The 20,447-nt window shown below is 39.2% G+C and carries 15 protein-coding genes and 1 pseudogene; 3 read left to right on the top strand and 13 right to left on the bottom strand.

Annotation, left to right across the window (positions count from 1 at the left end; genetic code table 11):
• Positions 1–14: 14 nt before the first annotated feature.
• From M3600_RS19935 to M3600_RS19915, 5 genes and pseudogenes are all read right to left on the bottom strand, one after another.
• Positions 15–2,060, bottom strand: coding sequence for a bifunctional diguanylate cyclase/phosphodiesterase (locus tag M3600_RS19935; protein WP_251647196.1), 2,046 nt, complete (start codon positions 2,058–2,060; stop codon positions 15–17).
• Positions 2,061–2,240: 180 nt separating this feature from the next.
• Positions 2,241–2,835 (bottom strand): annotated as a pseudogene (locus tag M3600_RS19930) (SAM-dependent methyltransferase).
• A gap of 118 nt (positions 2,836–2,953) precedes the next feature.
• Positions 2,954–4,624: a glycoside hydrolase family 13 protein gene (locus tag M3600_RS19925; RefSeq protein ID WP_237940655.1), complete on the bottom strand. Its 1,671-nt coding sequence runs from the start codon at positions 4,622–4,624 to the stop codon at positions 2,954–2,956.
• 205 nt (positions 4,625–4,829) lie between these two features.
• On the bottom strand, positions 4,830–6,428 hold the full coding sequence (locus M3600_RS19920) for a response regulator (RefSeq protein WP_233316259.1): 1,599 nt from the start codon (positions 6,426–6,428) through the stop codon (positions 4,830–4,832).
• The gene (locus tag M3600_RS19915; RefSeq protein WP_237940653.1) at positions 6,425–8,242 is read right to left on the bottom strand and encodes a cache domain-containing sensor histidine kinase; all 1,818 of its coding nucleotides are present in this window, start codon (positions 8,240–8,242) and stop codon (positions 6,425–6,427) included. The genes M3600_RS19920 and M3600_RS19915 overlap by 4 nt, the downstream gene beginning before the upstream one ends.
• Positions 8,243–8,487: 245 nt before the next feature.
• Between M3600_RS19915 and M3600_RS19910 the strand changes: the two genes are divergently transcribed.
• From M3600_RS19910 to M3600_RS19900, 3 genes are all read left to right on the top strand, one after another.
• Positions 8,488–9,456: a carbohydrate ABC transporter permease gene (locus M3600_RS19910; RefSeq protein ID WP_251647195.1), complete on the top strand. Its 969-nt coding sequence runs from the start codon at positions 8,488–8,490 to the stop codon at positions 9,454–9,456.
• Positions 9,456–10,283, top strand: coding sequence for a carbohydrate ABC transporter permease (locus M3600_RS19905; protein WP_233316256.1), 828 nt, complete (start codon positions 9,456–9,458; stop codon positions 10,281–10,283). The genes M3600_RS19910 and M3600_RS19905 overlap by 1 nt, the downstream gene beginning before the upstream one ends.
• Before the next feature lie 88 nt (positions 10,284–10,371).
• On the top strand, positions 10,372–11,664 hold the full coding sequence (locus M3600_RS19900) for an ABC transporter substrate-binding protein (protein WP_233316255.1): 1,293 nt from the start codon (positions 10,372–10,374) through the stop codon (positions 11,662–11,664).
• A 366-nt stretch (positions 11,665–12,030) separates the two neighbouring features.
• Here the strand turns inward: M3600_RS19900 and M3600_RS19895 are convergent, their stop codons facing one another.
• From M3600_RS19895 to pstC, 8 genes are all read right to left on the bottom strand, one after another.
• Positions 12,031–12,849, bottom strand: coding sequence for a MetQ/NlpA family ABC transporter substrate-binding protein (locus M3600_RS19895; RefSeq protein WP_233316254.1), 819 nt, complete (start codon positions 12,847–12,849; stop codon positions 12,031–12,033).
• 157 nt (positions 12,850–13,006) lie between these two features.
• A complete protein-coding gene (locus M3600_RS19890) occupies positions 13,007–14,203 on the bottom strand; it encodes a 3D domain-containing protein (RefSeq protein ID WP_237940648.1) in 1,197 nt (398 codons plus the stop codon).
• Positions 14,204–14,375: 172 nt separating this feature from the next.
• A complete protein-coding gene (locus tag M3600_RS19885) occupies positions 14,376–16,175 on the bottom strand; it encodes a methyl-accepting chemotaxis protein (RefSeq protein WP_251647194.1) in 1,800 nt (599 codons plus the stop codon).
• A 139-nt stretch (positions 16,176–16,314) separates the two neighbouring features.
• Positions 16,315–16,974 (bottom strand): phosphate signaling complex protein PhoU, encoded by a 660-nt coding sequence (gene phoU / locus M3600_RS19880; RefSeq protein ID WP_233316251.1) that lies wholly within the window; start codon positions 16,972–16,974, stop codon positions 16,315–16,317.
• A 15-nt stretch (positions 16,975–16,989) separates the two neighbouring features.
• A complete protein-coding gene (gene pstB / locus M3600_RS19875) occupies positions 16,990–17,763 on the bottom strand; it encodes a phosphate ABC transporter ATP-binding protein PstB (RefSeq protein ID WP_233316250.1) in 774 nt (257 codons plus the stop codon).
• An 11-nt stretch (positions 17,764–17,774) separates the two neighbouring features.
• Positions 17,775–18,602, bottom strand: coding sequence for a phosphate ABC transporter ATP-binding protein PstB (gene pstB / locus M3600_RS19870; RefSeq protein ID WP_233316249.1), 828 nt, complete (start codon positions 18,600–18,602; stop codon positions 17,775–17,777).
• An 18-nt stretch (positions 18,603–18,620) separates the two neighbouring features.
• Positions 18,621–19,508 carry a phosphate ABC transporter permease PstA gene (pstA, locus tag M3600_RS19865; RefSeq protein ID WP_233316248.1) on the bottom strand — a complete coding sequence of 296 codons (888 nt, stop codon included), beginning with the start codon at positions 19,506–19,508 and terminating at the stop codon, positions 18,621–18,623.
• Positions 19,508–20,431 carry a phosphate ABC transporter permease subunit PstC gene (gene pstC, locus M3600_RS19860; protein ID WP_233316247.1) on the bottom strand — a complete coding sequence of 308 codons (924 nt, stop codon included), beginning with the start codon at positions 20,429–20,431 and terminating at the stop codon, positions 19,508–19,510. The genes pstA and pstC overlap by 1 nt, the downstream gene beginning before the upstream one ends.
• Positions 20,432–20,447 lie beyond the last annotated feature (16 nt).

Here is a 20,447-nt window from a genome sequence, read left to right as displayed (position 1 = left end):
ATATACACTTCCTATTATATAGCCGTTTTCGTCGTGAAATTGTGACACCAATCCTCCAGTTCACTTTGCACCATTGGCTTGGCATAATAATACCCTTGCAGCACCTTGCACCCATCCACAGTGGACAAGTACGTTACTTGCTGCTCTGTTTCTACCCCTTCAATGACAATATTTAAATGCAGGGAATTACCTAAAGCAATGATTGCTTTCATAATTTCAGAGTCTTTTCGTGAGCCTGGAACTCCATCAACAAATGATTTGTCGATTTTCAATGTAGTGACTGGCAATCTCTTGAGATAAGATAAGGAGGAAACTCCTGTCCCAAAATCATCTAGGGCCACAGAAAAGCCGAAGTTACGGAATGCATGGACTGCTTGAATAGCACCCTCAATATTCTCAACCGCGCTCGTTTCCGTCATTTCAAGCTCCAGAAGCTCTGGATTAAACCCATACTTTGTAACACGGTCCTCTAAGTAGGACATCAGCCTTGGCGATGTTACATAGGGGCCAGGGATATTAACAGAAACAGGCTTTCTTGTTCCGTTTTTCTCCCATTCCGCAATCTGGCGGCATACTCTGTCTATGACCCAGTCTGTGACATCGAACATTTTATCAGCAGATTCTAAGATCGGAATAAAGACAGCTGGTGACAGGAATCCGTAAATCGGGTGATTCCAGCGCAATAAAGCTTCATGTCCTGTTATCTTATTTGAATGCATTTCCACCTTCGGCTGATACACGAGGTAAAACTGATCATTGCTCATCGCTTCTTCCACATCTGCGATTAGTGTTGTCTGGAAGGACTGAACATGAATGGCTGGATCATATGTGATTACTTCATGCTCATATTTAACAGAATGATGATTCAAAACAGCAAGGGCATTTTCATAAACTTGCGTTTCATCACGTTTTTTTTCAACAAGTGATATCGCAAAAACAGTCTTAATCATAATCATTCTGTCATTGATATTAAGAGCAGATGAAAGAATAGCACAAATTTGTTTTGCCATTTCTTCCATTTTTTTATTATCCTCTTTGCTTGTGCTGATAAACCCAAGCCTGTTACCCTCAATACGATAGACGGCAACTGTCTTCGGCTTCAGCTTAACAGTAATCTGTTCAATATAGCGGATGATTTCATCACCGAACTCAAAGCCGTATGTGTTATTCCATTTCTCCAAATCATGAATATGAAGAACAGCAAGTCCTTTAATATTTCCTGGAGTATGAATTATTTTCTCAAACTGTCTTCTGTTTGGCAGCCTTGTGAGGGAGTCAAAATAATTGAGGCGATAATCAACATACCGATCAAGCAATGCCGATAAACCAGAAATAAACAGCACAACAAACGTCCCGGCAGCAACGGATAGAATCAAGAAGCCAACATTCATTTCATGCATGCTGTTATTCAGCTGTACATCTGCATCAACATAGTATTTAACTGCATACATGCCTGTATAATGCATACTCGCAACAGCAAGGCCCATTATGATGGCTGTTATCAGCTTTAACACCAAGTTGTTCATAAATCTGTTCATCCGCGCAAAAATAAATAATGAGACAAATGAAACAATAATCGCGATTAGAACGGATAAAATAAAATAATTAAGCCGATACGTATATTGCACATCCTCCATAATCATCGCCATCATGCCAATATAATGCATGAGTGAAATCCCTAAACCCATAACAATTCCTGAGATGACAATCGATGTGACAGACTTACTCCCAGAACTTGTCATATAGAATGCCAGAAAAGATGCAAGCATTGCAGGCAATACAGATAGGACAGTCAAACCGAGGTGATAGTGCATCGAGGTTGGCAGCATCAAGGCACTCATTCCGATAAAATGCATGGACCAAATTCCGAATCCCATTGTAAAGGACGCAAGGGTCAGCCATACATAACGATGGAAAAAGCTGTTGTACCTTATACGCTCATTAATTGATATAGCAGTATAAGCTGAAATACACGCAATAATAAGCGATAATGCTACTACAGGCATGGAATAATGGCCTTCTAAATAAACTACTTTACTGCTATCTGGCAATGTAAACATATTAATTCTCCCTCTTGATGGATTCAACAGATTAATAGTATTGTAGTTTATTTCGCCATTACAAACTTTAATCCTACGACTTTTATACTATTTATCTATGACTATATAGGATAATGGTTTGTTCTACAAGAGATGTAGCTACAGCATTTTCTTCCAATTTTGATAACTTTGTACTTCTCTTTACGTATGGCTATAAACAAGGAATTTCTCTCTCGAATCCTCATGCACTGCAGGCACTAAAAATTCAGCTTCCCTCACAAAGGACGGGTGCTCATCTAATAAGTAAATATACTCATCTGATGGATAATATAAGATGATTCTGATAGCTCGGGCATGCTGCTCTGCAGACAGTAAAATATTATTGATGACTTTCCGAAAGATCTGCACAGAAAAAGGATTAAAGAAATAAAAGATAGTATCATTAGGATGGATTGCGTAATCCTCTGCAGAGAAACTGTATTTGCTCTCCCTGCTTTTTCTTGTTAGCAAAATAGCTCGATTTATTGGTTATAGCCTCTGTATGGAACTGCTCATTCATCTCGATACCAATGCCTGTGGTTTGGAATAAATGGTGAAGCAAAAATAGCAGTCTCCCTTTCCCCGATCCGAAGTCAACAATACGATCTGCTTCTTTTAGCTTGTACTCCTCAAAAAATGTTGTCAAATACCCATATGGTGTCGGTTCATAACGGTGGTAATGGAAGGAGCTGTTGAAGCCTGCCTGCTCTCCTTCTGTCTTGATACGCAGTATTTTGTCATAATCTTTTCCCTTCATTCTCCCCGCTCCTTTCTTAACTGTTTAATCCTACAACCAACTATACACATAAACATATTATATACAAACAAAAAAAGGCTTTAGCCCTCTTTGGCTAAGCCTTCCTTATGCAAGCAAGTTATGAAATAAAGTATACTCTTGTCTCAAATGGTTTAAGAGCTGTTTTCTTGCGGAGCTTTTTATCCTTAACCTCATAATTAGTTAAAGCCAGCTCAGAATATTGATACACAAGCTCTGATGGAACCTTGAAAATGGTCGGCTTATCACTGAAGTTATTAATAATGATAGCCTTTCTTTTACCTAAAGTTCTCGTGTATACAAATAATCTTGGATGATTCGCCAAATAAAGCTGGTAGCTTCCGTAAGTGAACAGAGGGCTTCCTTTTCTTAGTTTAATCAGCTCTTTATAAAACGAAAGGATGGAATCAGGGTCCTGCTCTTGATTAGCTACATTGATTTCCAGATAATTAGGATTTACTCCTATCCATGTATGGTTTGATGTTGTAAAGCCAGCCATATTTTCTGCATTCCATTGCATCGGCGTCCGGGCATTATCACGGCCCTGCTTCCAGACAACCTTCATAATATCCTCGTGAGGAACTCCCTTTTCCGATTCCACTTTATAGAAGTTAACCATGCCAACATCATCATAATCATCAATAGAAGGGAATTGAACATTTGTCATGCCAATTTCCTGACCTTGATAAATAAATGGTGTTCCCTTCATTAAGAAATACATAGATGCAAGCATTTTCGCGCTCTCTTTCCAATAGCGCTTATCATTTCCCCAGGAAGACACCCTGCGCGGCTGATCGTGATTTTCGATAAACAAAGCATTCCAGCCTCGGCCTTCTAAACCCTTTTGCCATTTGGACAGCACCTTTTTTAAGGCAATAATATCGACTTTGTCTTCATCATCTTTATTCCATAAACTTAAGAACTCAAACTGAAATATCATGTTGAAATAACCGTTTTCTTCGCCTACCCATTTGTCCGCATCATCAAGGCCGACACCATTTGCTTCTCCGACTGTCATAATGTCATAGTTTTTGATTGTTTTATCAGCAAATTCTGTTAAGAACTCATCAATTCCGTGTACATTCATCATGTAAGGAAAACTCGGAACATATTCCAAATGGTCAGGATTGTATAAATCCGGCAAGCCTGGTGCTTTTTTAATATGAGAAATAGCATCAACCCGGTAACCGTCTATCCCCTTATCAAGCCACCAGTTAACCATGTTATAGAGAGCTTCCCGCACCTCAGGGTTTTCCCAGTTTAAATCAGGCTGCCTCCCCGAGAATATATGCATGAAGTATTGCTCTGTTTCCTCATCATATTTCCAGGCAGAGCCGCTGAAAATCGATTCCCAGTTATTCGGCTCTTTCCCATCCTTGCCATCTCTCCATATATACCAATCTCGTTTTGGATTGTCCTTAGATGAACGAGATTCAATAAACCAAGGATGCTCATCACTCGTATGATTAATAACCAAATCAAGTATAAGCTTCATCCCTCTAGCGTGTACCTCGTGAAGAAGCTCATCAAAGTCTTCCATCGTACCGAAATCCTCCATAATATCCTGATAATCTGAGATATCATAACCATTGTCATCATTCGGTGATTTAAACATCGGGGATAGCCAAATAACATCAATGCCTAACTCTTTCAAGTAATCAAGCTTGGAGGTAACTCCCTTTAAATCTCCCACTCCATCGCCGTTGCTGTCCATGAAGCTTCGCGGATATACTTGATAGGCTACGCATTCTTTCCACCATTTTTTGTTCATCTATATGCACCTCATCTATTTTAAAAAGTCCAAACACTCTGCTGGTTTACAAAAAAGCCTTTTTAATAATTGATATGTTTCCTTTATATTTTAAAGCATATCCCCCAGATTGAAACTGCTTACATTGAGCAAATAGGGTGGAATATATTGAACTTCCCTTTACCCTTATATTAGTGATTAAAACAATATAGACGTTACTTTTAATTTACTTTAACGTATTGGTGATTTGTGCATCTCTATATTCATTTGGAGTGACACCAACTGTTTTCTTAAACAGCTTGCGGAAGTACTTGTCATCCTGATAGCCTATCATACTGGCAATCTCATATATCTTTAGCGAGCTGTTTACAAGCAGGGATTTAGCCTTTTCAATCCTGATTTTCGTTAAGTAATCCGTAATGGTTACTTGGAATTCCTTTTTAAATTTTCTTGAGATATATTCCCTGCTGATAAAAAAGCGTTCGGAAAGCTCCTGTAATTTGACATCTCTGTTGAAATTCGCGTGCAAATACTTTTCAATCTCGTAGATGATGCTGCTTTCTTTCGTTGCAGAAGCCCGCTTCACCTTTTTCAGAAACACAGCAATTTCTCTTTTTATATATGTTTTATATGCTTCTAGCTGAAAGCTTCCATCTGACTCAAAAAAGCTATCTGTTCTGTTTTCAGCACTTTCCCATGCCTCCGGGAAAGCTATTTGATAGTTCTTATACCACCGTTCTCCAACGACTCTATATTCCTTCTCAAAATGTAAAAGCTGCTTCCATGATAGAAATCCATTTTCGGTATATTCTGCTGCAACTTGCTCTAATAATTCTCGAAAAGCACCAATTTCTCCTGTCTGCATCGCCATTTTAATCGCTGAGTTGTGCTTCATTAAACTTTTCCATTCTAGCTTTGGCAGCAAAGACCCGCTGTACACCCTAACTGCACGCTTTTCTAAAACATTCATGGAATATAGCAGCTCTTTCCCCGCCTCATAAGAGTCCATTAATTTCGCAAGCTCCCCGACAGGACCGCCAACTGCAATCGGACAGGAAACTTCAAATGTATGCTGAATTTTTTTATAAATTTCTGTGAGTAAAGGGTCAACATCCTCCGATTTATTCCACAGGATAATCGCGATTTCACCTTTATTAGCCAGATAGCGAAACGCAATCCCGCTCCTTCTTTCACTAAGTGCCTCCGTGATAATATTCAAGATGGAAAAGTAAGCTAACTCCCTGTCTCTGTTAAACTGTTCAATTGTTTTTTCTGTGATGCACATAACAGCAACCCTGTATTCACTTGCTAAATAGAATTGGAATTCGCGTAAGACCTCTTCATTGACAGATCTGCTTGTTAAAAAATGGGTCAGCTTTCTGTCCCGGTATGCTGGCTTCATCTTATTAATAAGCTGATCTGAATTCACCTTCCTTTTCCTGTCCACTTCTTCTTCGTTCCATCTTTCCACGGCATTCTTCAGGGTATTATTTAATATCTCTGGATCTACAGGTTTTAGTAAATAATCAAAGCTGTTGAAATGAATGGCTTTTCGCATGTAATCATAGTCATCATAGCCTGTAATGACGACAGTCTTGCTAGTCGGCTGATTTTGCTTAATCCATTCCAGCAATTTCGTTCCATCCATTTTCGGCATCTTCATATCAGAAAAAATCAACTCTGGCTTGTAGCGTTCAATAAGCTCGATTGCATCTTCCCCATTGCTTGCCTCATAGATCTCATTAATATTGTTCTCTTCCCAATTTGCAAGAAGCCGAATGCCTTCCCTGACATGCTTTTCATCATCCACAATCAAAACTTTCATTGTTCCTGCACCCCATTAATTATCTTTGGAATATATATTTCTACCATGAATCCTTGATCTTCCTTACCGCTGATAATCATCTCAGCTTGATTTCCATAATAAATCTGGATTCGTTCATAAATATTCTTAAGTCCGATTGATTCCCTTTGTCCAGGTTCTGCTATATTCCCCTTCTTATAGAGCTTCTGCCTGATTTCCTGAAGCTCCTCCATGCTAGCTCCTTTACCATTATCACTGACCGACAAAACAATATAATCGTTCAATAACGAAGCTTGAATAGTGATTGTTGCCAGCTTAACTTGATCTGCAAACCCATGTTTAAAGCAGTTTTCAACGATTGGCTGCAAAATCATTTTCGGGACAAGGATATTTCCAAGGCCTGGTGATACATGGATATTGAATTCAAACTGTTCATCAAAGCGCTGCTTTTGCAGCGATAAATATGCTTGTACATGCTTTATTTCCATCGAAAATGGAACAATATCCTCCTGCATATTCATGCTGTACCGCATTATATTCGATAAGGATGTCAACAAGGAGTATACATTTGCTGCCTTCGACTTTAATGCAAGTGTACCTATCGACTGTAGGCTGTTATACAAAAAGTGAGGATTTATCTGAGACCGCAATACCCTCAGCTGTGACGCCTTATTTTCGATTTCTAACTTATACTCTTTATCAATCAGCAAGTTAATTTTTCCGATCATTGATTTAAAGTGCTTCCCAAGCATCCCGATTTCGTCATTGCCTAAAGAATCGAAGTCTGCTTCCAGCTGACCGCTTTCAACTTTTTTCATATTGGCAATCAGCACTTTAATCGGCGCTGTCACCTTTACCGATACGAGTGATGTGACCAACAGCACGATTGCCAAAGCAATAACTCCTATTAAACTATTCATAACAACCGTTTCTCTTGCAGTCTGGTATAAAATTGCATACGGAATACGTTTTGCTATATACCAGTCATTCTCTTGAACTGAGAACTTCTGGAATACGATTACACCGGAAAACTCGTCATCTTCCCACTCATAGCTTTGTTCTGCACGCGTATCAAGCATCTTTTCATACCAAGCCTCTGTCATTCCATTGCCAATTTCCTCTTTGGTTGAAGAATAGATAATCTTTTTCTTGTCATCAACAATATATAAATCCTCTTCTCCTGCTGTGTACAGGCGCTCGGCGATGCTCTCAATCCTCGAAAGATTGATGTCAATCGACAAATAACCGAGGAAATCCTCTGCAGGTATATTGCGGATTATATTATGAAAGCTTAAGACATTATTTTTCTCTGAATTGGGAATTTCAGAGATATTATTATAGCTGTAAATTTCATGCGGTGCTTCAATGAGAGAATAGTCCGCCTTGTTTGTCTTAAATTGCGCATAGTACGGATGGTCAAAAACATTTTCATACTTTACCCTGCCGCTGATTTTACTATGATAATTTGTATAAGAATCTTTCCCATTATCAATGTACAGATGCATCTGTTCAATTTCTGTTCTTGTGTTAAACAAGTACGCCAGCAGTCGTCTTACCTCCTCCTCATTAACAGAACTGTCATCCTCAATCCCATTTACAAGCACATTCATGAAAGGAGTATACCGGTACAATACAGAAGACATCTGCGCAATATCCTCTAAATAAACAGAAAGCTCCTCTTCTCCCTTTTTAATAAAGTCATAGTTAGTTGTGACAGACCTTTCCTTAATAGAGTCAATCGTATAATAATAGGTGATGATAATCCCCGTTCCAAAAGGAAGAATGGTCGCTATCATCAGCAGCAGTATCAGTTTTTTCCGGATTCCCCATCTCATTAATCTGGTCAGCAGTTCAAAGGTGTTCTCTCCTGACCTGCCCTCCCTTCTATATGTACGAGCATAAGTGTGGAAGTATGAGCAACTTTTATCTGCTTTGTGCACACTCTTCCTATTTAATATATCTCTATTATCATCACCGCGCCTAAAAAGGGCGGTTTAATATTTTCCACCCTTGTCGTCAATGTAAGCCGTTTCATAAAATCATTTTATAACTTACATTATACATACAGGAGGTGCGGAAAGTGAACAACCAAAATAAATTAGAGGAACATAATAATTCCACTATTGTTACACCTAGTAACAGAAATATCAAAAAGCCTATTACAACAGCCAAGAAAAAGAGACTGAAAAATGCAGGGCTGTTCACACTATTTGTGGGTCCTGTGTTTCTCGCCTTTACCCTTATTGTCTTAATCCCATTCTTTACCGGAATCTATTATTCTTTTACTGATTGGAACGGCATTACAGGACAAGTAAAATGGGTTGGACTGGATAATTTTAAATACTTGTTTACAGAGGATAAGCAATTTCAAGAGTCATTCCTGCTGACGACAAAGTATACAATTGTCGCCATTGTATTGACGAATTTAATTGGCTTCGGCTTAGCACTTTTAGTTACACAAATGCTGAAAACAAGAAATATTCTTCGGACAGTTTTCTTCATGCCGAATCTTCTTGGAGGCTTATTGCTAGGATTCATCTGGCAGTTCATCTTTGTAAGAGGCTTCGCTTCAATTGGAGAGTTAACTGGCATTCCGCTCTTTGAGCTGGCATGGCTCGGAGATGCAAATACTGCATTCTGGGGAATTGTTATTGTCAGCGTCTGGCAAGGTGCTGGATATATTATGATTATTTACATTGCTGCATTACAAAATGTTCCGCAAGAGCTTATTGAAGCAGCTAAGATTGACGGAGCAAATAAATGGCAAATATTGCGTCATATCACTTTACCTTTAGTTGCGCCAGCGGTAACAATCTGTCTGTTCTTAACAACTGCGTCTTCCTTCAAAATCTTTGACGCAAACCTGTCCCTGACAAATGGTGGCCCATTTAAGTCAACAGAAATGTTAGCGCTTAACATTTACACAGAAGCATTTGTTAACAACCGCTACGGAATTGGCGAAGCAAAAGCATTAATATTCTTCCTTGTTGTGGCAACAATCTCTGTCCTTCAAGTTACACTGTCTAAGAAGAAGGAGGTTGAATCCTAATGGGCAGCAAATATACTGGAAAAACCTTTATTCTGGAAATATTCGCGATACTGATTGGACTTGTGTTTCTCGTACCATTCTATTATGTAATCGCCAACTCCTTAAAGCCATTTGCTGAAATTTTGACGAATACATCAGCATTGCCTAAGGTGCTTCAGTTCCAAAACTATGTAAGTGCATTTGAAAAGCTTGATTACTTAAAGGTACTAAGCAACTCTTTAATTATCACCATCGCAAGCAATATTGTATTAGTTGTGTTCTGTTCAATGGCTGCGTATATGCTTGTAAGGACTAAAAAGAAAATTTCTAATATCATCTTTATGTCCTTTGTTGCTGCAATGATTATCCCGTTCCAATCCATCATGATTCCATTAATTAAGACAGCCGGCAACCTGAACTTGCTGAACAGCATCTGGGGGCTTGTCATCATGTACTTAGGATTTGGATCAGGTATGACTATCTTCTTATATCACGGATTCATTAAAGGAATACCAGTGGAATTAGAAGAAGCTGCAATTATCGATGGATGTTCACGTTTCGGTTTATTCTGGCGCATCGTCTTCCCGCTGTTAAAGCCAATCACTGTAACAATTGTTATCCTTAACAGCTTATGGATTTGGAATGATTATCTGCTTCCATCCCTTGTCTTGCAGAATCCAGAATTGCGGACAATTCCTTTGGCTACCTTCTTCTTCTTTGGCCAATATACAAAGCAATGGGATCTAGCACTAGCCGCATTAATGCTCGGCATCATTCCATTATTGATTTTCTTCTTTGCGATGCAAAAACATATTATCAAAGGTATCACAAGCGGTTCTATCAAATAAGCACAGCTACATTCGGGATCAGCCTCCATCCTTTTTAAAGGATGGAGATCCATATAAAATTTTTCCTAAAATTCAGGAGGGGAAACCAATGGGTTTTAAATTCAAAAAATATTCACTAGCAGCAGGTGTATTATCAGCAACACTTCTTCTTGCAACAGCATGTTCTAATGAAACTGCTTCTGATAGCTCAGGCAGCAAGGACGGAAAAGTAGTTGTTGATATATTCAACGGGAAAGTTGAAATTGCTGATCAATTAAAAGCATTAACAGATGCATATACAAAAGAACATCCTGACGTATCCTTTAATATCGAATCTGTCGGAGGCGGTGCAGACGGAGCAGCTGCTCTGAAAGCTAAATTTGCTTCTAATAAAGCTCCAGATATTTTTGGTAATGGCGGCTACCAGGAAGCAATTACTTGGAAGGATAAGCTCGAGGATTTATCTGATCAGCCATGGGTGAAGGATGCTTATGAAAGTGCCTTAGTTCCAATGACAATTGATGGGAAACTTTACGGTCAGCCAGTAAACTTAGAAGGTTACGGCTTCGCTTATAATAAAGAGCTATTCAAAAAAGCAGGCATCACAGACCTTCCTACTACTTTCACTGAGTTAGAAGCAGCAGCAGAGAAACTAAAATCTGCGGGCATTACTCCTTTCTCAATCGGCTATGGCGAGTGGTGGGTGCTTGCAAACCACGGCTTGAATGTACCTTTTGCTTATCAAGATGATGCAGATGCGTTCATTAAAGGCTTGAATGATGGCACGAGCAAGATTGAGGGCAATGAGTATTTTAACAAGTACTTTGATCTATTGGACTTGACACTGGATAATGGTAACAAAAATCCTTTAACAACTGACTATAATACACAGGTCACTTTATTCGCTACAGGTGAAGCAGCAATGATTCAACAAGGAAACTGGATTCAGCCGATGCTGGATAAATTGAGCCCTAATATGGAAGTCGGCTTTATTCCAATGCCGCTTAGCGATGATGAAGCACAATCAGACAAATTGATGGTAGACGTTCCAACTAACTGGGTTGTTCACAATGGCGCTCCAGATGCTGATAAAGAAGCGGCTCTAGATTTCTTAAACTGGACTGTTACTTCTGATACAGCTAAAACAATGTTAGTAAAAGACTTCAAATATGTACCTGCATTCAAAACAATTGAAGCAAGTGCTGATGATATCGGTCCATTAGGCGCAGAGATTCAAAAGTATTCTCAAGAAGGCAAAACATACACTTGGCAGTTCATGAAATATCCAGACGGTGCTGGCCAAGAATTTGGTTCTAGCCTGCAAGCTTATGTAGGCAAAGAAAGTACAAGAGAAGAAACAATGAAAGCACTTGATGAAACTTGGAATAAGCTGAAGAAATAACTTTAGCAGCAATAAAAAGCAGTGTTTCTTTTATGAGAAACACTGCTTTTTCGTATGTAGACTAAGTATGAATACAAAAGATGATATAAAGGGCAGTCAGCGGAAAATCCTCCCTAGTTTGCTCCGTTAATTAAACGATAGTATTAAAGCAGTGTTCTCCCTCACAGAGACACACTGCTTTTTTAATTAACCTATAGTCTTCAAAGCTTCACAAACTTGTTATGAAAAGTTGATAGTTTTGTCATAGTTTCTTCATAATTAGAGGGTACAATAAGAATATGTTAAGACACTAACTCTTTTTCAAGTTCCCCCTTGAAATAGATATATTTGAAATCCAGCTAAGTAATTAGCTGGATCTTTTTTGTATTAGAATGCTGGCAACGCTGAATCTTTATAGTCTTCCTCTAAGAATTTCTTCACTTCAGGTCCAGTCATTTTTTCTGCTAGAAGCTTGATTGCTTCAGAATCGGCATTATCCTCTCGTGCTACGAGCGTGATGGCAAACGCAGACTCTACTCCTTCTGTTAATAGAGCGTCTTTGTTCGGCTTTAAGCCTAGCGGTTCTGCATAAGCAGGCGTCATGATTGTAAGGTCTGTATCTTCATAGACTCGTGCAAGCATAAGTAAGTCTACCTTTTTAATTTCAAAGTTATGTTTGTTTTCAGCGATATCTGCTTCTGTTGCAGTCGTACTAGTTGCACCATCTTTTAACTTAATCAGCCCGTACTTGTCCATAAGCGCAAGAGATCTGCTGATATTTGTCGGGTCATTCGCAATTGCAACAGTAGCTCCATCCGGGAGGTCTTCCAATGATTTATACTTAGGAGAATATCCTCCATATACTGCATGGTAGATTGGCTGTACTGCTACTAAATCTGCATTTGAGTTTTGATTGTACTGCTCCATATAAGGAACATGCTGAAAGAAGTTAGCATCGACCTCTTTGTTTTGCAGGGCATTATTTGGTTGAACATTATCGTTAAGAACAACAATCTCCAAATTAATGCCTTCCTCTTTCATCAGCGGCTTTGCTATTTCCAATATGTCTGTCATCGGAGGAATTAAGGAAGCCACTTTAAGTGTCTGTTCCTTTTTCTCTTCCTTTGGCTCTTCTTTATCTGCATTGCTTGCGCATCCTGCAAGGCATAGGACACTAAACAAAATAAACATCATGATTTTTTTCATTTATATACCCCTCTGTCTTTCTCCATTATTTTCTGGCTCCATGACCAGAAGTAATTATAGCATGAATCAGTTATTTTTGAGAATAATTCTCAAATATTCCTAAAATTCATACAAAGACAAAAAAGGTGCAAAGCGCGAGCTTTGCACCTGAACTTTATTAGTCAAGGATTTTCACTTTTACTGTTTTTCGGCCCCAGGCCTTCGCTTTTTTGTTGTTAGGCATGAGAACATCAATTTTGTGACCTTTAATGGCACCGCCAGTGTCACCTGCAATTGCTTCTCCATAGCCTTCAACCCATACTTTAGTGCCTAGTGGAATAACAGACGGGTCAACCGCAATCAGCTTCATGTTCGCATTCTTTTTAATGTTATACCCTAGCGCAGTATAATCAGACTTCGTGCTCTCATGGCTGTACGCTGTTGCAGAGACATAGATTGTCTTTGAACTGCTGCTTTCTTCTTTTGAAGAAGAACTTGAATTGTTTTTACCTTTTGATTTTGATGCAGATGAAGAGGAAGATTTCGGCGCCTCCGTTGTTTCAGCAGAAACTGCTGTTTGCTGCTGTACAATCGCTTTTTTGCGAGCCTCAGCCTCTTGTTGCTGCTTCTTAATTGATTCTTCGGCTTTCTTCAAATCTGCTTGAATTGCTACCTTTTCTGACTCCGCAATCTCAATTTCTTTCGAGATGCTTTCGTATTCCTTATTAGCCTTCTCTACAGCTGCCTGTCTTTTTTCGAGATTCTCTTCTAGAGCTGCTTGATTTTCAGCTAAAGACTCATAACTCTCCTGCAGTTCTGCTTCTTTTGCATCAATATCCTTTTTCTCTGCTTCAATCGTCTCAAGATCCTGCTGCTGCTGTTCCAGAAGGTCTTTATCTCCATTATAGAAAGCTGATACAGCTGCTGCACGATCTAAGAAATCGGATAAATCTTGAGCATTAAGTATAACTTCCATAATTATGTTTGTTTTATCTGTGTTTTGTAAGGTTACGAGTCTATCTTTCATAACATCCTTACGTTCTAATACTTTATCTTCTAAAACAACTATCTGTTCTTTCTTCTCTTCTATCTTTTGTTTCGTTTCTTCTATCTTGCTTTCGATGCTTGAAATCTCATTTTTACTTGCCTCTAATTGGCTTTCTGTAGATTTCAGCTCGTCTTGAACAGCTTGAAGCTCTTTTGATGCCTGCTGCTGTTCTTGCTCTTTTTCGTCGAGCAATTTATCTTTCTCTTCTAGTTTGCTTTTACCATTTGTAAGTGTTTCTTGACTCGTTTCTGCATGTGCCATCAATGTAGTTGAAAAGAATGAAGCACATATTAATGATAAAACCATCATCTTTTTTATCAGACTCATCTTAAAACCCCTTTCCATTAAGTTATAACATATGAAAGGGGGTGTTAAATTACAATTCTATTAAATTCGCAAGTCAATTCCTTTAAAAAACGCTTACATGCTAGAACATACTGCTATAAATGGGTTTAATTCCTATTAAAAATACTACTATTTACCAAGCTGCCTAGTTAGATTACATCTTAAAATTCTTAACAAGGGCAGATAGATTATTAGCTTCTGACAGCATCTTATTCGTCCTCGCAAAGATATGTTCAAGCTCAGAATCCTGCTCCTGAAGCGATCCAGACGAAGAAACTGCTCCTGCAGCAAAGGTTTGGGAGGCTTCTGCAGCTTCTTCCACGCCCGCTTTTATCTCCTTTGAGCCAGCCATTAAGTCTGCGAGTGTGTTGGATATTACAGCAATGTTACAAACCATGTCTTCTACCTCTGATTTGATCGTTTCAAGCCCTTCGCCAGTTTTCCTTATTTTCGCCGTTCCATCCTCTAATTCTTGGAAACCGTCCTTAAGAGAGCGAGAAACTGCTTCAGAAACATTTTGCACAGCTATTACAGTACTGTTTATTTCTACTAACGAATCTTCCACTTGATTGGCAAGTTTTCTGACCTCATTTGCGACTACCGCAAAACCCTTGCCTGCCTCACCAGCTCTTGCTGCCTCAATTGCCGCATTTAATGCTAATAGATTGGTTTGAGCCGCAATCCCTTTAATGGACTCAACAAGTGTATGAATATTTCTTGTCTTTTCTTCCATTCCCAGCACTTCTTCATATGTGTTTTTGATCATTTCATAAACAATATTCGTCTGTTTAATAGATTCCTTCATCGATTCATGGCCGCTCCGTGTCACAGAGAGTACTTTTGCTGAGCCTTCGTTCACCATTGCTCCATTATCTGCTGCCACTCCTAGCTGGGTATTAAAAGAATTATATGCAACGATCAGCTGGCCTGTCCCTTCTCCCTGTTTTTCTGCACTGACTGACAGTGCTGCCATCGTTTCAGAAATTTGCTGACTGGAATGTTTCACATTGGATGAACTGTGAGCAAGCTCCTCACTGTTCTTATGGACAGAGACAGCTGCAGTTCCAATGCCATTCACCATTTTCCTTAAGCTGTCAACCATACCGCTGATTGCCTTCTCCAGCTGGCCTATTTCATCCTTGCCATCATAAGTGGACACATCCTCCTCCAAGTCACCTTGTGCGACCCGTTTGGCCCTTCCTACAATCCTTGCCAAGTTGTTTTTAAGTGACCGGGATACAAAGAAGACAAACCCGCCGCTGAAAATCGCAGACAAAGCTGCGGCGCCGATTATCAGCCAAACAAACAGCGTCATACTTTGCTCCATATTCTGCATCGTATTATTCCTGTCTGCTTCCACATCCTGGATTAAATCCTGAAGTGTTGCTGCATTTTCCTCGCGAAGCTGAGCTATTTCCATCCTCGCATCTGTATATATCTGTTCATCGAGCCTGACAACAGCAGGTGCGACAACACTGATGAACAGCTCATCAATTCGTTTATTATTTACCTCTATTTTCTTTGTCAGCTGCTGCTGTTCCTTATTGTCCAATGTCTCATTTAAGCTTTCTAGCGATACATTTAGTTCATTCCGAAGTTCCCGATAGCTTTTAATATCATCTTCTTTTAAGAAGGTGATATAGTCTGCAATCCGAATATCCTTTGCTCTGATAAGTGAGCCTATCTCCTCAATTGCTGCCGCCTTTTCGCCTTGATTCTTAATATCGACTGTTTTTGCCCAAACCATGTTGAGCAGGAAAATGACAATAACAGTTGTAGCAAAGAAAAGAATGGCATTAAAACCGAACAGTAAATAAAGCTTGGAACGGATTTGAATGTCTTTCCATTTAAAGATGTTTTTCACCTTTTCAAGACTTTTTTTCTTAAACCATGCCCGCTTGGCAGTATTACTTTTTTTCTTAGTTTTCAGCTTCCATTTCCATTTACCAGACATGACTTTCCTCCTGCAAATAATGATAAATAAGACAATATACCCACTTACCAATATGCAGGATTTAGCGCTCATTATCTACAAATTTACAGAAATTTTACACATTAATTACATAAAAAAAACCAGCAGAAAACTCTGCTGATTAATTATTCAAATCGTATCTTTTTCCTGTCACTAAATAGATGACATTCTCGGCAATATTTGTGACATGGTCACCGATTCTTTCAATATATCTGCAAACAAATGCTAGCTGTGTTACCTGCTTTGTTTCAGACGGGTTTTCACGGATATAGCCCATTAATTCTTGGATGAGTCTGCCGTACATAGCATCAATTTCGTCATCCTTTTCTGCGCTTGCTTTGGCAATAACCGTATCCTCTGTATAGAATGCTGTCAAGGATTCTCTCAGCATATTTAAAGCCTTCTCCATCATTTGCGGGATTTCTACTATGTCTTTAATATGCTGCTCCTTGCCAATATGAATCGTTGATTTGGCGATGTTAACAGCCATGTCGGCAATCCGCTCGACTTCAGACGAAATTTTGAGGGCAACAATAATCTTTCTTAAATCTGTTGCTACAGGTGATTCTTTTGCGATTAACAAGATTGCCTGATCATTGATTTTATTTTCCATCTCATCAATCTTGTTATCTCCTTCTATCACTTCTTCCGCCTTTTGCAAATCTTGGTTAATCAAGGATGCCATTGCTTTCTTTAAGGCATATTCCGATTCCTCTGCCATATCTAAAAGGCTTTGCTTCAATTCTTTAAGATTGCTGTCAAAATTCGTCCTAGTGTTCATTCATCGCACCCCAATTTATCCGAAACGTCCGGAAATATAGTCTTCAGTTCTTTGGTCAGCTGGTCTTGAGAAAATTTTAGATGTTTCATCAATCTCAACAAGCTCTCCCATTAAGAAAAACGCCGTCTTGTCAGATACACGTGCTGCCTGCTGCATATTATGTGTAACAACAACAATTGTATATTTTTCTTTCAGTTCAAGCATCAGCTCTTCTATCTTCAATGTTGAAATCGGGTCAAGTGCAGATGTCGGCTCATCCATCAACAGCACATCCGGCTTTGTCGCAAGAGCTCTTGCGATACAAAGGCGCTGCTGCTGTCCACCAGATAGCCCCATAGCAGGACTATGCAGACGGTCTTTTACCTCATCCCAAAGTGCAACGTCACGAAGTGATTTTTCCACAATCTCTTCTAATGCTTTTTTTCGTTTTTCACCGTGAATCTTCGGACCATAAGCCACATTTTCAAATATGGACTGCGGAAATGGATTTCCCTTTTGGAACACCATTCCGACATTTTTACGAAGATCGACGAGGTCGATTTTTTTATTGATGATATTTTTGTTCTTATAGTTGATTTCCCCAGACATCTTAACACTCGGTACCATGTTAATCATCAAGTTTAACGTTTTGATGAATGTTGATTTTCCGCAGCCGGAAGGACCGATAATAGCTGTAACCTCATTACGGTTTATTGGAAAATTGATATTTTTTAATGCATGGTGGTCACCATACCAAAGGTTTAAGTCATTTATTTCAAATACAGGTGCTTGCGCAACAACAGTTGACATGATAGTCCTCCTTATCCAAATCGGCCGGAAATATATTCTTCTGTCTTTTTAACAGATGGGTTAGTAAAGATCTTTTCTGTCGCGTCAAATTCAATTAAATCTCCGCTCAAGAAGAAAGCTGTCTTATCCGAAATCCTCGAAGCCTGCCCCATGTTATGCGTAACGATAAGAATGGAGTATTCCTTCTTCAATTCTACAATCAGCTCCTCGACCTTCGCATTTGAAATAGGGTCAAGAGCAGAAGAAGGCTCATCAAGAAGCATAAGCGATGGTTTCATAGCAATTGTACGGGCGATGCATAACCGTTGCTGCTGTCCGCCTGACAATGATAAAGCAGATTTATGAAGTCTATCTTTTACTTCATCCCAAAGTGCTGCTTTCGTCAAACTTTCTTCAACAATAACATCCAGTTCACTTTTTTTCTTAACACCAGAGAATTTCAAGGCATGAGCGATATTTTCATAGATTGATTTCGGGAATGGATTCGGCTTTTGGAATACCATTCCGATCTCTTTTCTTAAGGCAACAACATCAATATTATCGCCAAGGATATTTAAGCCTTCGTACAGGATTTCTCCCTTTGCTTTAGCACCAGGGATAAGGTCGTTCATTCTGTTAATACTGCGAAGGAATGTCGACTTACCACAGCCAGAAGGTCCAATTAGTGCTGTGATTGAATTTTTTTCAATATCCATTGAAATTGTATTTACTGCACGTTTTTCTCCATAATATATGTCTAAATCCTTCACTTGAAGGATTAACTCTTTATTTGTAACTGACGTTTCAGAAATCTGTTCTCTGTTAAGGACGGCAGTTCTTGGCAATGTACTTGTATTCATTTTCATCATCCTTAATCGTTATTTAGATGCTGTAAGTTTCCGATGGATTAAACTTCCGATTATACGAGCACCTAGGTTAAAAATCAGCACAGACAGAATCAATACAGCGGACGCACCGTTTGCGATATCCTCAACGTCTGGAATCAGCCCTTGTGTATTAACAGACCAGATATGAACAGCTAAGGTTTCTGCAGGTCTGAAAATATTTAGTGGTGAGTTTTCAACGAATGGATTCCAGTTTGCATAATCCAGTCTTGGTGTTGATAATCCAGATGTAAATAATAGAGCAGCTGCTTCTCCGAACACTCTTCCTGAAGCAAGAATAGCGCCTGTTAGAATAGATGGAAATGCCGTTGGTAACAGAATCGTTTTAATTGTATGCCAATGTGTAATTCCTAATGCAAGACTAGCCTCTTTTTGATCACGCGGTACAGAACGTAGTGCATCTTCACTTACACGTACCATAACAGGCAGGTTGAACACTGTTAGTGCCAACGCACCACCAAGGATTGAATAGCCCCATCCAGTTAAGTTAACAAACATTAATAGACCGAACATACCAATAACAATAGAAGGAAGTGATGCAAGCACCTCGATACAAGTACGAATTGTATTTGTTACTCGACCTGGTTTTGCATACTCTGCCATATAGATTCCGCCGCCAACCCCAAGCGGAACAGTGATTAACATTGTGATAAACAAAATATAAAATGAATTGAATAATTGATCTCTGATTCCGCCCCCTGCACGAACATTACTGGAAGGATTAGTCAGGAAATCAAGAGAGATGTGGCTGACGCCATTAAACAAAATATATGAAAACAATCCGACAAGTACGGATACAATAACAATAGCTATCGCAACAAAAACACTGGTTGCGATACGATCTGCAACTCTGCTGTTCATTAAATTTTCCTCCTAGATGACAGATAACGGATTAGCAAGATAAATGCGAATGACATAATTAGTAGAATCAGACCCATTGACCATAAAGTATTGTTTTCAATACTTCCATATGTTGTATGACCCATATTCAATGTAATGATTGTTGTCAATGTTCCGGCTGGATCTAAGATGCTTTCAGGAATAATTCTTGTGTTTCCAATAACCATTTGAACTGCTAAAGCTTCTCCAAACGCTCTTGCCATACCTAGAACAACTGCTGTTAAAAGAGATGGCAGTGCAGCTGGCACAAGCACTTTCCTGATTGTTTGCCATCTTGTTGCACCAAGTGCATAAGATCCTTCTCGCAATGATTTAGGCAATGTTGCCATCGCATCTGTTGCAATAGTCGTAACTGTCGGCAGGATCATGATTGCTAAAACTATTGTTCCAGACAATAAGCTGAAACCTAGTCCGCCTACATGCTCTCTGATAAAAGGCACCAATACTGTAAGCCCTATGAACCCATAAACAACGGAAGGAATACCAACTAGCAATTCAATTACCGGTTGAAGTATCTTCTTCCCCCATGACGGAGCGATTTCTGTCATGAAAATAGCTCCTCCAATTCCAAGTGGTGCTGCAACTAGTGCCGCAAGCATTGTTACAGCGAAAGAACCAAAGATAAAAGGCAGCGCCCCATACATCGGGCTTTCTGGATCGGTAGGATTCCAATTTGTACTGGTTAAGAACTCAATCGGACTTACACCGTTTTTAATGAAAGACTGTAAACCTTTTGTACTTAGGAAAATTGTGATTGCAATTGTCGCAGAAATCATAATAATTGCACATAATGTTACTAAAACTCTACCCCGTACCTCACCATTAAGCCTTGTTTTATTAGATTTAATTAATCTTTCCCTAACAGGAAGTGATGACTTTTCCATAATTTTTGAAGCACCC

The organism is Niallia sp. MER 6, from assembly GCF_023714395.1.
Taxonomy (GTDB): Bacteria; Bacillota; Bacilli; order Bacillales; family Cytobacillaceae; genus Niallia.
This window is presented reverse-complemented; position numbering and strand designations above follow the sequence as displayed.